This is a genomic window from Methylocystis sp. WRRC1, from assembly GCF_020733155.1.
Classification (GTDB): domain Bacteria; phylum Pseudomonadota; class Alphaproteobacteria; order Rhizobiales; family Beijerinckiaceae; genus Methylocystis.
The window spans coordinates 526,848-540,426 of sequence record NZ_JAJFZJ010000001.1 but is presented as its reverse complement, the minus strand read 5'-3'; the positions used below and the strand labels follow the sequence as shown (position 1 = coordinate 540,426).

Annotated in this window: 14 protein-coding genes; 9 read left to right on the top strand and 5 right to left on the bottom strand. The window is 64.8% G+C overall.

Annotation, left to right across the window (positions count from 1 at the left end; all coding sequences use genetic code 11):
• Positions 1-5 precede the first annotated feature (5 nt).
• From LG047_RS02805 to LG047_RS02765, 9 genes are all read left to right on the top strand, one after another.
• On the top strand, positions 6-1,220 hold the full coding sequence (locus LG047_RS02805) for an MFS transporter (RefSeq protein ID WP_227965225.1): 1,215 nt from the start codon (positions 6-8) through the stop codon (positions 1,218-1,220).
• Positions 1,221-1,410: 190 nt separating this feature from the next.
• Positions 1,411-2,190 carry an outer membrane protein gene (locus tag LG047_RS02800; protein ID WP_036281984.1) on the top strand — a complete coding sequence of 260 codons (780 nt, stop codon included), beginning with the start codon at positions 1,411-1,413 and terminating at the stop codon, positions 2,188-2,190.
• A 201-nt stretch (positions 2,191-2,391) separates the two neighbouring features.
• On the top strand, positions 2,392-2,799 hold the full coding sequence (gene sdhC / locus LG047_RS02795; protein ID WP_227965223.1) for a succinate dehydrogenase, cytochrome b556 subunit: 408 nt from the start codon (positions 2,392-2,394) through the stop codon (positions 2,797-2,799).
• A gap of 15 nt (positions 2,800-2,814) precedes the next feature.
• Positions 2,815-3,210, top strand: coding sequence for a succinate dehydrogenase, hydrophobic membrane anchor protein (gene sdhD, locus LG047_RS02790; RefSeq protein ID WP_227965221.1), 396 nt, complete (start codon positions 2,815-2,817; stop codon positions 3,208-3,210).
• Positions 3,211-3,254: 44 nt separating this feature from the next.
• Positions 3,255-5,087: a succinate dehydrogenase flavoprotein subunit gene (gene sdhA / locus LG047_RS02785; RefSeq protein WP_227965219.1), complete on the top strand. Its 1,833-nt coding sequence runs from the start codon at positions 3,255-3,257 to the stop codon at positions 5,085-5,087.
• Between the two features lie 58 nt (positions 5,088-5,145).
• A complete protein-coding gene (locus LG047_RS02780) occupies positions 5,146-5,415 on the top strand; it encodes an I78 family peptidase inhibitor (RefSeq protein ID WP_227965218.1) in 270 nt (89 codons plus the stop codon).
• Between the two features lie 28 nt (positions 5,416-5,443).
• Positions 5,444-6,223 carry a succinate dehydrogenase iron-sulfur subunit gene (locus LG047_RS02775; RefSeq protein WP_227965217.1) on the top strand — a complete coding sequence of 260 codons (780 nt, stop codon included), beginning with the start codon at positions 5,444-5,446 and terminating at the stop codon, positions 6,221-6,223.
• 69 nt (positions 6,224-6,292) lie between these two features.
• Complete coding sequence (locus LG047_RS02770; RefSeq protein WP_227965216.1) at positions 6,293-6,673, top strand: hypothetical protein; 381 nt, start codon at positions 6,293-6,295, stop codon at positions 6,671-6,673.
• 39 nt (positions 6,674-6,712) lie between these two features.
• Positions 6,713-7,747, top strand: coding sequence for an aspartate-semialdehyde dehydrogenase (locus LG047_RS02765; protein WP_227965215.1), 1,035 nt, complete (start codon positions 6,713-6,715; stop codon positions 7,745-7,747).
• Between the two features lie 86 nt (positions 7,748-7,833).
• Here LG047_RS02765 and LG047_RS02760 read toward each other — a convergent pair whose 3' ends face one another.
• From LG047_RS02760 to LG047_RS02740, 5 genes are all read right to left on the bottom strand, one after another.
• Positions 7,834-8,607: an outer-membrane lipoprotein carrier protein LolA gene (locus LG047_RS02760; RefSeq protein ID WP_227965214.1), complete on the bottom strand. Its 774-nt coding sequence runs from the start codon at positions 8,605-8,607 to the stop codon at positions 7,834-7,836.
• A gap of 74 nt (positions 8,608-8,681) precedes the next feature.
• Entirely contained in the window at positions 8,682-9,602 is a 921-nt protein-coding gene (locus LG047_RS02755; protein ID WP_227965212.1) for a sodium:calcium antiporter, read from the bottom strand.
• A 49-nt stretch (positions 9,603-9,651) separates the two neighbouring features.
• Positions 9,652-12,144 carry a DNA translocase FtsK gene (locus LG047_RS02750; RefSeq protein WP_227965210.1) on the bottom strand — a complete coding sequence of 831 codons (2,493 nt, stop codon included), beginning with the start codon at positions 12,142-12,144 and terminating at the stop codon, positions 9,652-9,654.
• A gap of 114 nt (positions 12,145-12,258) precedes the next feature.
• Positions 12,259-13,104 carry a YihY/virulence factor BrkB family protein gene (locus LG047_RS02745; protein ID WP_036281959.1) on the bottom strand — a complete coding sequence of 282 codons (846 nt, stop codon included), beginning with the start codon at positions 13,102-13,104 and terminating at the stop codon, positions 12,259-12,261.
• A gap of 155 nt (positions 13,105-13,259) precedes the next feature.
• Complete coding sequence (locus LG047_RS02740) at positions 13,260-13,568, bottom strand: hypothetical protein (protein WP_036281957.1); 309 nt, start codon at positions 13,566-13,568, stop codon at positions 13,260-13,262.
• Positions 13,569-13,579 lie beyond the last annotated feature (11 nt).

Sequence of the window (13,579 nt, the reverse complement as noted above, 5' to 3'; positions counted from 1 at the left end):
ACGACATGAGCGGCGGCAAAACCTTCAGCCTCACACGGCTGCGGCAGATTCACTCCAGCGTCTGGGCGCTGGGCGTCGTGTCGCTGCTGATGGATTTCTCATCCGAGATGATTCATGCGCTGCTGCCGATATATCTCGTCGGCGCCATGGGGGCGAGCATGGCGGCGGTCGGCGCCATCGAGGGCGTGGCCGAGGCGACCGCTTCCATCGTCAAGATTTTCTCCGGGGCTGTTTCCGACTGGTTCGGCAGACGGAAGCTCCTCGCCGTCATCGGCTATGGACTAGCGGCGGCGACGAAGCCGATGTTTCCGCTCGCGCCCAATGTCGCATGGATAACGACTGCGCGCTTTCTCGACCGGGTGGGGAAAGGCGTGCGCGGGGCGCCGCGCGACGCTCTGGTCGCCGACGTGACGCCTCCGCATTTGCGGGGCGCCGCCTTCGGCCTGCGCCAGTCGCTCGACACAGTCGGCGCCTTTCTCGGTCCCGCCGTCGCGGTGCTGGCGATGTGGTGGACCTTCAACGACATCCGCATGGTCTTCTGGATCGCGGCGATTCCGGCCGTGCTCGCGGTTCTTGTGCTGGCGCTGGGCGTCAGCGAGCCCGTTGCGACCCGCCCCGCGCGGCCGGCGCGGTTTCCGCTTCATATTGCGGAGCTGCGCGGGCTGGGCGGCGCCTTCTGGCTCGTCGTGGCGGTCTCGACCGTGTTCAGTCTCGCGCGATTCTCCGAGGCATTTCTGATCCTGAAGGCGCAGGCGGTGGGTCTGCCGGACGCGCTGGCGCCGCTCGTGCTTGTCGCGATGAACGTCGTCTACGCGGCGGCGTCCTATCCCGTCGGCGCGTTTTCCGATCGCGGCGATCGAATCACGCCGCTGATCGCCGGTCTTGTCGCATTGATCGTCGCCGACGCGACTTTGGCTTTTTCAGAGACGCTGCCAGTTGTTTCGATTGGGGTTTTGCTCTGGGGCCTGCACATGGGGCTGACGCAGGGTCTGCTCGCGGCGCTCGTCGCCGATTCGGCTCCTGCGGCGCTTCGTGGCACGGCGTTCGGCGTTTTCAACCTGACCGGCGGCGTCGCTCTGCTCGTCGCGAGCCTCGCGGCGGGGGAGTTGTGGGACGCATATGGTCCCTGGGCGACGTTCACCGCTGGCGGAGTCTGTGCGGCCGGATCTTTGCTAGGCTTGTTGATAATTCAGAAAAAACGACACTTTAAGGCGCATTAGCCAAGCCCATGATTCATGTTGCTTTGATGCAACAAACAGGCGAAATCGAGCCGGGCGCAGGGTTAATTTGATAAATATCAATCCAAAAATCGGTTGTAGGCATTTAGTCTTCCTTCATCGCCGGATTGATCCGGCCCGGTCTGGATTGAATGCGACAGCAGCATTTACCCATGGAAGCGAGGTAGCTCCGATGAAATATGTTTCTTTGGCCATTGCGGCTGCAACCTTTTCCGCCGCTTCGGCTTTTGCGGCCGATCTGCCGTCGCGCAAGGAAGCCCCGGTTTACGTTCCGCCGCCGCCGGCCTTCTCCTGGACCGGATTTTATGGCGGTGTGAACATCGGCGGCTCGTGGCTGGACCGTTACAACTATGACGCCTGGGGTCCGGCGTGGACGGGCTTTGGCTGGATCAACGCGACCCAGATCGCCGCCACCAACTTCTCTAACGCCGGCGTCTCCGGCGGCGTTCAGGCGGGTTACAACTATCAGCTCTGGTCGTGGCTGGTCGCCGGCGTCGAGGCCGATTTCCAGGGCACCAGCATCGGCGCCAGCGGCGTCAACAATGGCTGGGGTCTCGGCTTCGCCGGCCTGCCGGTCCTCTGGGGCGGAGCCTCGCGCGGCGTCGATTACTTCGGCACGGTTCGCGGCCGCCTCGGCGTGACGCTCCCGGGCTGGCAGCAGTTCCTGGTCTACGGCACGGGCGGCTTCGCTTACGGCGAAATCCGCATCAACAACGGCTGGCTGGGCAATCTGCGCGCGGTCGGCACGGGCTGGACCGTTGGCGGCGGCGTCGAGTGGGCCTTCATGCCGAACTGGTCGACCAAGGTCGAGTATCTTTACACGAGCATCGGCGCCGATCAGTGGGGCGGCACCAACCTCGCGAGCCAGCGCGTGAATATGCACACGGTCCGCGCCGGCGTGAACTACCACCTCAACTGGGGCATGGCCGCTCCGGTGCTGGCCAGCTACTGATCGACGGGCGAGCTCCCGATCGAGCAATGACTACAAAAGCAAAAGCCTCGCAAAGCGAGGCTTTTGTCTTTTTTGGGCTTTGACGCTGGCGCTCGCGACGCATTTGCGCGAAGCATATGGTTGCGGCGCCGCAACAATTGAATTATCCAGTCTGGAGTCGTTCTCGGGTAGGAATTCCGAGAAACGCGAGAGGGATAGGACATGGCCAACGTCGAACTCGACAAGCTCGCCGCGAAGCGTCCGCTGTCGCCGCACCTCTCCGTCTACAAGCCGATGCTGACGATGATGATGTCCATCGCGCATCGCATTACGGGAGCCGGTCTTTATGTCGGCATGGCGCTGCTGGCGCTGTTCCTGCTCGGCGCGGCGATGGGCGGCTGGGTTTTTAGCGCTTTCTCATGGCTCGGATCGGGCTTCATCGGCGGGCTGATCGTATTTCTCGTCACCTGGGCGATCTTTCATCACCTGCTCGGCGGCGTACGACATGCGCTTTGGGACCGCGGGCTTTACATGGACCCCAAGGGTCGCGAATTTCTCGCTCAGGCGACGCTCGGCGGCGGCGTGGCGCTGACGCTGCTGGTCTGGGTTCTGAAATCTCTCGTCGGCTGAACGGAGGCGCATTCGATGTCGATTCCGACTCACTTCAAGAGCGGGCGCACCGGCCCCGGAGCCGCCTATGTCTCTGACCATGAAGGCTCCGCGCACGCCCGCTTCATGCGCCTGTCGGCCTATGCGCTGGCCCCGCTGGGCGCGCTTTCTGCCTGGTGGCTCGTCGGCGTCATCGGCAAGCCGCTGGAGGGCGTGCGCGCCGAGATCGGCCGGCCGGTTCCGGCGATCGTCCTGCTCGCTTTCGCGGTCATCGGCATGATCCATGCCTATCACGGCATGAACGAGATCATCGTCGACTATGTGCACGACGAGGCTTTGAAGGAGCGGGCGCACAAGGCGAACAAATGGGCGGCGATCGCGATCGCCGCTGCATGGACTCTGGCGATCCTGCTCATCGCCGCGCCGAAGTAAGCCGCGCGACAGCCGGGATAACGATAAGAACAAAGGTTTCGACAATGGTTGCGAATGGCGCTGCTTCTTCCGTGTCGGTCAGCGGCCGGGCCTATGAGGTCGTCGACCACACCTTTGACGTGGTGGTGGTCGGCGCGGGCGGAGCCGGCCTGCGCGCCGTCGTCGGCTGCGCCAAGGCGGGGCTCAACGTCGCCTGCGTGACCAAGGTTTTTCCGACCCGTTCGCACACGGTCGCGGCGCAGGGCGGCGTCGCCGCGGCGCTCGGCAACATGGGGCCGGACGACTGGAAATGGCACATGTACGACACCGTCAAGGGCTCCGACTGGCTCGGTGACCAGGACGCGATCGAATATCTGTGCCGCAACGCCCCGCAGGCCGTCTACGAACTCGAGCACTGGGGCGTGCCCTTCTCGCGCACGGAAGAGGGCAAGATCTATCAGCGCCCCTTCGGCGGCATGACCACCGACTTCGGCAAGGGCCCGCCCGCGCAACGTACCTGCGCCGCCGCCGACCGCACCGGCCACGCCATGCTGCACACCATGTATGGCCAGGCGCTGAAGCATGAGACGAAGTTCTTCATCGAGTATTTCGCCATCGACCTCATCATGGATTCCGATGGCGCCTGCCGCGGCGTCGTGTGCCTGAAGCTCGATGACGGCACGATCCACCGCTTCCGGGCCGGCCTGACCGTGCTCGCGACGGGCGGCTATGGTCGCGTCTATTTCTCAGCGACTTCCGCGCACACCTGCACGGGCGACGGCGGCGGCATGGTGCTGCGGGCCGGCCTGCCGCTGCAGGACATGGAGTTCGTGCAGTTCCACCCGACCGGCATTTACGGCGCGGGATGCCTCATCACCGAGGGGGCGCGCGGCGAGGGCGGATACCTCACCAACAGCGAGGGCGAGCGGTTCATGGAGCGCTACGCGCCGTCCGTGAAGGACCTTGCGCCGCGCGACATGGTCTCGCGCGCCATCACGATGGAGGTGCGAGAGGGCAGGGGCGTCGGCAAGCACAAGGACCACGCCTATCTGCATCTGGAGCATCTCGACCCGGCGATCCTTCACGAGCGCCTGCCGGGCATTTCGGAGAGCTCCAAGATTTTCGCGGGCGTCGACGTGACGCGCCAGCCGATCCCGATCATTCCGACCGCGCACTACAACATGGGCGGCATTCCGACGAATTATCACGGCGAAGTGCTGCGCAAGGTCGACGGCAATCCGGACGCGGTGGTGCCCGGCCTGATGGCCATTGGCGAGGCGGCCTGCGTTTCCGTGCATGGCGCGAACCGCCTCGGCTCAAATTCGCTCATCGACCTCGTCGTTTTCGGCCGCGCGGCGGGCCAGCGCGCCGCCGAGCTCGTGAAGCCCGGCGAGACCCAGCAGGAGCTGCCGGCCGATTCCCTGGAGCTGCCGCTCTCTCGTCTCGACGGTTTCCGTCACGCCAGCGGAGGCACGCCCACCGCGGAGCTGCGCGACAGGATGCAGCGCACGATGCAATCGCATTGCGCCGTCTATCGAACCGGCGAAGTGCTCGCGGAGGGCGTCGCCGGCATCAACGATGTCTGGCGCGCGGTCGCCGATGTGAAGGTTTCCGATCGCTCGCTGATCTGGAACTCCGACCTCGTCGAGACGCTGGAGTTCGACAATCTGATCGTCCAGGCGGTGACGACCATGGAGTCGGCGGCGAACCGCAAGGAATCGCGTGGCGCTCACGCCCGCGAGGATTTCCCAAACCGGGACGACGCGAACTGGATGAAACACACGCTCGCGACCATCGACCGCGATCAAAAAACGACGGCGATCGATTACCGTCCGGTGCACAGCTATACGATGACGAACGAAGTCGATTACATCGAGCCCAAGGCGCGCGTCTATTGACGCAGCAAAGCGCGCGTCCCCGGGCGCGGGCCGCATGACGCGAATGGAAGGGTAGGCAATGCGGGCATGGAGCGTGGCGGCGTCTCTCGCGGCGCCTTTCTCTCTCATCTTCGCCGCGCCCGCCGCCGCGCTGGATCTCTCGACCTGCGGGGCGGAGGGGCTGGAACGCTTCATCGGCAAGCCGGTGAAGGAACTGCAACGCATTCGCACGATCGACGTTCGCTATGTCTGCTCGACATGTCCGGCGACGATGGATTTCAGCGCGCAGCGATTGACGGTCGTCTACGACCGCTCGACGGGCCGCATAACAGAACTGAGCTGCAACTGAAGCAGACGAGGCGCAGGCAGGGATCACGATGGTCGAATTCACCCTTCCCAGGAACTCCGTCATCACCGAAGGCAAGGTCTGGCCTCGCCCGGAGGGCGCGGCGAACGTCCGCGAGTTCCGCATCTATCGCTACAATCCCGATAGCGACGCCAATCCGCGCATCGACACTTACTTCGTCGATACGGGCGACTGCGGGCCGATGGTTCTCGACGCGATCATCTGGATCAAGAACAAGATCGATCCGACGCTGACTTTCCGCCGCTCCTGCCGTGAAGGCATTTGCGGCTCCTGCTCGATGAACATTGACGGCACGAACACGCTCGCCTGCACCAAGGGCATGGACGAGATCGAGGGCGTCATAAAGCTCTATCCGCTGCCGCATATGGGCGTCGTGAAGGACCTCGTGCCGGATCTCACGATTTTCTACGAGCAGCACGCCGCGATCGAGCCCTGGCTGCAGGCCGGGCCCGATCCCGAGAAGGAGCGGCTGCAAACGCCCGCGCAACGCGCAAAGCTCGACGGGTTATACGAGTGCATTCTCTGCGCCTGCTGCTCGACGTCCTGCCCCAGCTACTGGTGGAACTCCGACCGTTATCTCGGCCCGGCGGCGCTGCTGCAGGCGCATCGCTGGATTTCGGACTCCCGCGACGAGGCGACAGACGAGCGGCTCGGCTATGTCGACGACGCCTTCCGCCTCTATCGCTGCCATACCATCATGAACTGCACGAAGGCCTGCCCGAAGCATCTGGAGCCCGCCAAGGCGATCGCGGAGCTGAAGAACATGGCGATCGCCCGCTCGGAGCAGTGACGGTCTGGCGCCTTGATCCCGCCCCTGAGCCGGTTTAGGACGGCTCAATCGTCCACGGAGATATGAGCCATGCGTCTTCGCGCGCGTCGTTTTCGCGGTCCGCTTCTCATCGCCGCCTTTGTGATCGGCGCCGGCGCGCAGGGTGCGCTTGCGCAAGAGCTCCAACTCGACCCCAAAGCGCTCGACGCCTCGGGCGCTGCCTCGGTGACCACCAAACGCAAGGGCAAGAAGGCCGCCGCGCCCGCTCCCACGCCGCAGGCCGCCGGCAAGCCGGGCGCGCAGCAGGGCGGCCCGAACCGCCAGTTCGGCGAGCTGGAGGGCTGGTCGCCCGGCAAGGCGCCGCCGAAGACCGACAAGGATCCGGCTCCGACGACCGCCGCCCCGCCGAAGGGTTCGGTGCCGGTCGGCGTCTCGCCCTCCGGCAATATGTCCGTGGGACTCCCCTTCTGATTTCTGCAGCGCCGGCGCTGGCCGGCTGGAGTTATGAATATGGCGTATAAAGTCGCCGTCGTCGGCGCCACGGGCAACGTGGGCCGCGAGATGCTCGATATTCTGGCCGAGCGCCGCTTTCCGGTGTCGGAAGTCGTGCCGCTCGCCTCCTCGCGCTCGATCGGCGCGGAAGTGTCCTTCGGCGACAAGACGCTCAAGTGCAAGCATCTCGACACCTACGACTTTTCCGATACGGACATCTGCCTGATGTCCGCGGGCGGCGCGGTGTCGAAGGAATGGTCGCCGAAGATCGGCGCTCAGGGCTGCGTCGTGATCGACAATTCGTCGGCCTGGCGCATGGACCCGGACGTGCCGCTGATCGTGCCGGAAGTGAATGCCGACGCGGCTGCGGGTTTCAGCAAGAAGAACATCATCGCCAATCCGAACTGCTCCACCGCGCAGCTCGTCGTGGCGCTGAAGCCGCTGCATGACGCGGCGAAAATCAAGCGGGTCGTCGTCTCGACCTATCAGTCCGTCTCCGGCGCCGGCAAGGAGGCGATGGACGAGCTATTTGCGCAGACCCGGTCGATTTTCGTCTCCGACCCGGTCGAGGCGAAGAAATTCCCCAAGCGCATCGCCTTCAACCTCATTCCGCAGATCGACGTCTTCATGGAGGACGGCTTCACCAAGGAAGAGTGGAAGATGGTCGCGGAGACGAAGAAGATCCTCGACCCCAAGATCAAGCTCGTCGCGACCTGCGTGCGCGTGCCGGTGTTCATCTCGCACTCAGAGGCGGTGAACATCGAATTCGAGAACCCGATCTCGGCGGACGAAGCGCGCGACATATTGCGCGAGGCGCCGGGCGTTCTGGTCATCGACAAGCGCGAACCCGGCGGCTACATCACGCCCCATGAGGCTGCGGGCGAGGACGCGACCTATATCTCGCGCATTCGTGAAGACCCGACGGTGGACAATGGCCTCGTGCTCTGGTGCGTCAGCGACAATCTGCGCAAGGGCGCAGCGCTGAACGCGATCCAGATCGCGGAAGTGCTGATGAACCGCAAGCTGCTCACGCCGAAGCAGAAGGCGGCGTAAGCAAGAGCTTTTTGCGCAGACAAAAGTGACCCGGCAATAGACCGGGTCGCTCTTTTTGCGTCTATACGCTCATATTCCGTCGTTGATTATTTGGCGATCTTGAACAGTCCCGGATCAGGCGTCTTCGTCTGGTCGATGTTGAACAGGGAGATCAGCGTCTCATAGCCCTGCGGGTCCTTCACCTGCCATTGCTTCAGCTTGAAGGACTTGGGGTCGAAAATCAGGCGCAGATGGGACGTGCCGCCGAAGGTCGCCTTGTCCTCGATGAAGATCGTCACGCCCGAGTCGTCGAAGGTGACGTCTTGAACGGTGACGTCCTTCTCGAGGTCGATCTTGTCCTTCATCAAGAATTTGAGCGGAGTCTGGGTGATGAAATAGAGGTCCTGCGTGCCGAGTTTCCGGTCGCGCACGGCGACCTGCGCGCCGTCGGCGACGACCTCCATGGTCGCGGGCTGAGCGTATTCGAAGCGCACGCGGCCGGCGCGCTGCACATGGAGCTTGCCCTCCGAGCGCTTGCCGTCGGCGCCGATCTGCACGAAGTCGGCGGTCATCACGGGCGAGGTGTTGAAAAAGGCGTTGGCGCGCTTGATCGCCTCCTCGCGATTGAGGGGCTTCGCCGGCTCGGCGGGCGCCGCAGGGTTCGTGAGCTGCACCGGCTCTCCGTTCTTGGCCGCGGGAGCGGATTTCGCCCCCTTCTTGCCCTTGGCGGGCTTGGTATCCGCCGGCTTGGTCTCTGCAGGCTTGGCTTCGGCGGGTTTCGCTTCGCCGGTCGGCGCGGGAGGCTTCGCCGCGTCCTCCGCGACAGCTGGCGCGGCGAGGGAGAGTGCGAGGACGAGGGCGGCGAGGGGCAATTGCTTCAAGGCGCGAATCCAGTTCCGGGTGGCTACGCCGTTTTCTTAGCATATGTTGGCGAATTTGGGGGCGGGACCGAAGGCTATCCCGCCGTCGCGAGGGCGCCGACATAGGCGACGTAGACGGCGAGCAGAGCGAATCCGCGCCAGCGCGGTATCAGGCCATCGGCCGGCGGCGACGTGAGAAGCGTTGCAACGACCGGGGCCGCCAGAGCGGGAGCGGCCTCGGCGAGCGTGACGCGAATCGGCGAAACGGCGCCCGCAATTCCGATCACCAGATAGCCGCTGACGATCGTGCTGCCGAGAATCATGCCGACGCCGACCTGATCGTGACGGCGCAGACGGGACACGAGGAACGTTGTGAGTTCCGGGGTCGCCGTGCCGAGAGCGACGACCGTCGCGCCGACGACGAAATCGCTGAAGCCGAGGTCACGCGCCAGATGTGACGCGCCATAAACGATCAGCTGGCCGGCGGCAACGAGCAGGGCGAGACCTCCGACCGCGTCGAGGAATGCGGTCCGGCGCGTCAGGGCTCCTTCCTCCTCGGGCTCCTCGAAGGCGCCGCGCATGGAGAAATAGAGCCAGGCGGCGAACATCGAAATGAGCAGGGCCGCGTCCAGCCGCGACAGCGTCCCGTCCGCGAGCATCGCCGCCAGCGCCAGCGGCTGGATGAGGGCGAAGAGATAGCTGGTTTTCAGCGACTGCGGATTGACCGCGACCGGCGAGAACGACAGGACGACGCCGAGAACGAGCGCGAGATTGACGATATTTCCGCCGAGATTGTTGCCGAGCGCAATTTCAGGCTCTCCCGCGACGCCCGCGGTAAAGGCGATGGAGATTTCGGGACTCGACGTCGCGAGGCCCGCTATGGCGCCGGTGACCGTTCGGGAAATGATTCCCCACGAGTGCGCCAGTCCCAGCGTGCCTCGAAGGAAAAGATCGCCACCGAAAAACGCGCAGACGACGCCGGCCGCGAGGGCGAGAAGATGAAGCTCTGCAAGCATATGGCATAGGATCGAGCGCCAACTGCGCAAGTCAAGCTTGGGCGGACCTTCACTCCGCCGCCTCTATGTCGAACGCCCCGCGGTCGATCCCGCCGCCGACCAGAATTTCGCGCTTGCCCGCATGATTTGGCGCGGAGACGACGCCTTCCTGCTCCATGCGCTCCACGAGCGATGCGGCCTTGTTGTAGCCGACCGACAGGCGGCGCTGGATGTAGCTCGTCGAACATTTCTTGTCGCGCAGCACGATGGCGACGGCGCGTTCGTAGAGGTCGCCGCCTTCCTCCGCGTCCATCGAGCCGGGCATGGGCGCCTCGCCGCCGTCCTCGCCGGGCTCGTCCTCGGAGGTGATGGCGTCGAGATATTGCGGCGCGCCCTGCGCCTTGAGATGCGCGACGACATGCTCGACTTCGGCGTCGGAGACGAAGGGGCCGTGCACGCGCGAGATGCGGCCGCCGCCGGCCATGTAGAGCATGTCGCCCTGGCCGAGCAGTTGCTCGGCGCCCTGTTCGCCGAGAATGGTGCGGCTGTCGATCTTCGATGTCACCTGGAAGGAGATGCGGGTCGGGAAGTTCGCCTTGATCGTGCCGGTGATGACGTCGACAGAGGGGCGCTGCGTCGCCATGATGAGATGGATTCCGGCGGCGCGGGCCATCTGCGCAAGGCGCTGGATCGCGCCCTCGATGTCCTTGCCGGCGACGAGCATGAGGTCCGCCATCTCGTCGACGATGACGACGATATAGGGCAGGGCGGAGAGGTCCATCTCCTCATGCTCGAAGATGGCTTCGCCCGTCTCGCGGTCGAAGCCGGTCTGCACGGTGCGGGTGATCGTCTCGCCGCGCGCCTGCGCTTCGATGACGCGCGCGTTGTAGCCGTCGATGTTGCGGACGCCGACCTTCGACATCTTCTTGTAGCGGTCCTCCATCTCGCGCACCGCCCATTTGAGCGCGACCACCGCCTTCTTGGGATCGGTGACGACGGGCGTGAGGAGATGGGGGATGTTGTCGTAGACGGAAAGCTCCAGCATCTTCGGGTCCACCATGATGAGGCGGCACTCCTCCGGCTTCAGCCGGTAGAGCAGCGACAGGATCATGGTGTTGATCGCAACCGACTTGCCCGAGCCGGTGGTGCCGGCGACGAGCAGATGCGGCATGCGGGCAAGATCGACGATCACCGGCTCGCCGCCGATGGTCTTGCCGAGCGCGATGGCGAGCTTGTGCTTCGACTGGGTAAAGTCCTCGCTGGCGATCAGCTCGCGCAGATAGACCATCTCGCGCCGCTGGTTGGGCAGTTCGATGCCGATGGCGTTGCGGCCGGGCACCACGGCGACGCGCGCCGAGATTGCCGACATGGAGCGGGCGATGTCGTCGGCGAGGCCGATCACGCGGGAGGATTTGATGCCGGGAGCGGGTTCGAGCTCGTAAAGCGTGACGACCGGGCCGGGACGGACGTTGATGATTTCGCCGCGCACCGAGAAATCGTCCAGCACGCCTTCGAGAAGGCGCGCGTTCTGCTCCAGCGCGTCCTCGGAAATCTTCACGCCGCCGGCCGGTTTCTTCGGCTCGGCGAGCAGCTCCACCGGCGGCTCCTCATAGGCGCCGTTGATGCTCCGCGCGGGCGCGCGCGCTGGCTGGCGCGTGACGGTAGGCGCGCGCTTCGCGGGCGGCGGGCTGACGCGCGCGGAGACGGGGCGCTCGTCATAATGTTCGTCCAGATCGCGCGCCGCCGGCGTAAAGGCCGGATAGGCGTCCATGTGGTCGAATGTCGGCTCCATGCGGGGATGCGCGGCCGGCGCCTCCTTCGCGGGCGTCGGGAGGCGGCGCGGAATCCTCGCGAGCTGCCGCGACGCCCAGGCCCTGAGAAACAGTCCGAGATGTATCAGCGCGCCGAGCGAGATCAGCGCGACGCCGGGCTCCCCGGCGGCGTCCTCGTCGTCATATCCATGCCGAACCTCCTCGTCCTCGAAAGACTCTTCGCGGATGTCGTTCTCCGTTTCGAAGCCCAGTCCCGCCGCGCCGCTGACCGACAGGATGGCGACGAAGGCGGACATGACGCCGAAGGCCGCCATGACGACCCCGGAGCCGGCGAAGATCGTGCGCGGAATGGCGAGGATGGCGTCGCCGGTCACGCCGCCGAGTCCGGTCGGCAGCGGCCAGCGGTCGGTGGCGGGAAGAAGCGAGGCGGTCGCCGCCGTGGCGAAAACGCCCGAAACCCAAAGGCCGAATCGCAGCGCGCCCCGTTCGATCCGGCGGCGCTTCATCAGGCGCATTCCCTGCATGGCGAGCGGCAGGATTGCGGCGATGGCTCCGAAACCGACGAGCTGCATGAGGAGATCGGCGACGACGGCGCCCGGAAGACCCAGGAGGTTGCGGACATGTCCGCCCGTCGCATGGTTGAGCGAAGGGTCGCGGGCCGACCAGCTCACCAGCGCCAGCGTCGTCGCGCCTGCGGCCAGCACCATCGACGCGCCCAGAATCTCCGCCGTCCGTCGCGCCGCGAATTCGCGAAGCTGCTCCGAGAAATGACCCATGGTGTGGCTGCGCATGTGAGAAAAAGCCCGCCGGTCTCGGGAGGCGCCGGATGTCCGGCGCGTCCGGGCGCGCCGCCGATGGCGCGCCGATAATTGTCGCGAGCGTAAAAAACCTCGGTTAAGGGCCGATTAACCCTGGCTTTGTCCGGGTGTGTCGCCGTTCGACGCGATAACCTGGTTCAACTCCGCGCCATAAATGAAAATCACCGCCAGCGAATAGAGAAAGACGAGCGCCATCATGATCGAGGCGAGCCCGGCGTAAGTCGAGACATAGCTGCCGGCGAATTCCGCCAGATAGGCGCCGAAAAGGGCGCCGCAGGCGAGCGAGGCGAGGAGCGTCAGGGCGAAGCCGGGGACGATCCTCGCGAGCGGCCGCTGTCCCGCCGGCAGGAAGACGTGCGCCGCGAGCAGCGCGACGCTGACGACGGCGGTCGTGACGCCATAGCGCACGGGCGCGTAGAGCGGCTCGAGCTCATGCATGAGCGCCGGCGCATGTTGCGTGGCGATGGCGCGGGCGAGGGGCGCCAGCACCAGCAGAAAGCCGATGGCGAGCAAGGACGCGGCGCCGATGAAGACGAAGACAATTGCCTCCAGCCGCAGCCACCACCAGGGCCGCTGGTCGCGCGCGTCATAGGCGCGGTTGAGCGCGACGCGAAGCGCCTCGACGCCGCTCGAAGCGAAATAAATGCCCAGCACGGCGCCGATGGTCGCCATGCCGTGGCGCGGCTCGGTGAGCACGCTCTGGACCTCGGCCGAAAGCGGCCCGGCGATGCGCGGCGGCCAAGCTTCGAAGATGATCTTCGCCGCCGCGTCGGCGACTTCCTGCCTTCCGAAGAAGCCGGCGAGCGCGGTGATGAAGATGAGGAAGGGAAAGAGCGCGGTGAGCGTCGACAGCGCGATGTGGCTGGCGATGGCCCAGCCGTCGTCGCGCTCGAATTTGAGATAGGCGTCGTAGAAGGGGCGAAGCAAGAACATGCGAAGATTACTTTAAATGGCGCGGGCAAACTCCGCCATAGAGCGCGCGGTCTTCGTCGGGACGCAGCTTGATTGTAGACGGCGACATTTCCCGGCGATCGGGATGTCCGTTATAGCTATAGTGGGATATTGGTCGGACCGGCGCCGTTGAGCGGCTATGCGCGGCTTCCTGAGCGCTTGCGAGCGAATTCGATGCATCTGTCCAGATTTTCACGAACCCGTATTGCGGTTTCCAGATCGAAATTGATGTAGTTCTTCGAGCTTCCTCCCGCTCTGATCCAATAATCCGGCATCATCTCCATGCCGACATAAACATATTTTTCATCTGCTGATGTTTTCACCCGCCATTCGAGCGACGAATTCGATCCCGCGCCCTCGGACGCTGGCGTTTGAAAAATCACATCGCCAAGCATGGTGTTCAGGGTTTTCGAGGCCGAGAAGAAGCTTTTGAGCTTGCGCCACATCGAGCATATTC

Excerpts from the sequence above, each read along its gene's own strand:
- LG047_RS02775 (WP_227965217.1), top strand. The coding sequence starts at position 5,444 with ATGGTCGAATTCACCCTTCCCAGGAACTCCGTCATCACCGAAGGCAAG.
- LG047_RS02750 (WP_227965210.1), bottom strand. The coding sequence starts at position 12,144 with ATGCGCAGCCACACCATGGGTCATTTCTCGGAGCAGCTTCGCGAATTC.
- LG047_RS02805 (WP_227965225.1), top strand. The coding sequence starts at position 6 with ATGAGCGGCGGCAAAACCTTCAGCCTCACACGGCTGCGGCAGATTCAC.
- LG047_RS02770 (WP_227965216.1), top strand. The coding sequence starts at position 6,293 with ATGCGTCTTCGCGCGCGTCGTTTTCGCGGTCCGCTTCTCATCGCCGCC.
- sdhA (WP_227965219.1), top strand. The coding sequence starts at position 3,255 with ATGGTTGCGAATGGCGCTGCTTCTTCCGTGTCGGTCAGCGGCCGGGCC.
- sdhD (WP_227965221.1), top strand. The coding sequence starts at position 2,815 with ATGTCGATTCCGACTCACTTCAAGAGCGGGCGCACCGGCCCCGGAGCC.
- LG047_RS02755 (WP_227965212.1), bottom strand. The coding sequence starts at position 9,602 with ATGCTTGCAGAGCTTCATCTTCTCGCCCTCGCGGCCGGCGTCGTCTGC.
- LG047_RS02780 (WP_227965218.1), top strand. The coding sequence starts at position 5,146 with ATGCGGGCATGGAGCGTGGCGGCGTCTCTCGCGGCGCCTTTCTCTCTC.
- LG047_RS02765 (WP_227965215.1), top strand. The coding sequence starts at position 6,713 with ATGGCGTATAAAGTCGCCGTCGTCGGCGCCACGGGCAACGTGGGCCGC.
- LG047_RS02740 (WP_036281957.1), bottom strand. The coding sequence starts at position 13,568 with ATGTGGCGCAAGCTCAAAAGCTTCTTCTCGGCCTCGAAAACCCTGAAC.
- sdhC (WP_227965223.1), top strand. The coding sequence starts at position 2,392 with ATGGCCAACGTCGAACTCGACAAGCTCGCCGCGAAGCGTCCGCTGTCG.
- LG047_RS02800 (WP_036281984.1), top strand. The coding sequence starts at position 1,411 with ATGAAATATGTTTCTTTGGCCATTGCGGCTGCAACCTTTTCCGCCGCT.
- LG047_RS02745 (WP_036281959.1), bottom strand. The coding sequence starts at position 13,104 with ATGTTCTTGCTTCGCCCCTTCTACGACGCCTATCTCAAATTCGAGCGC.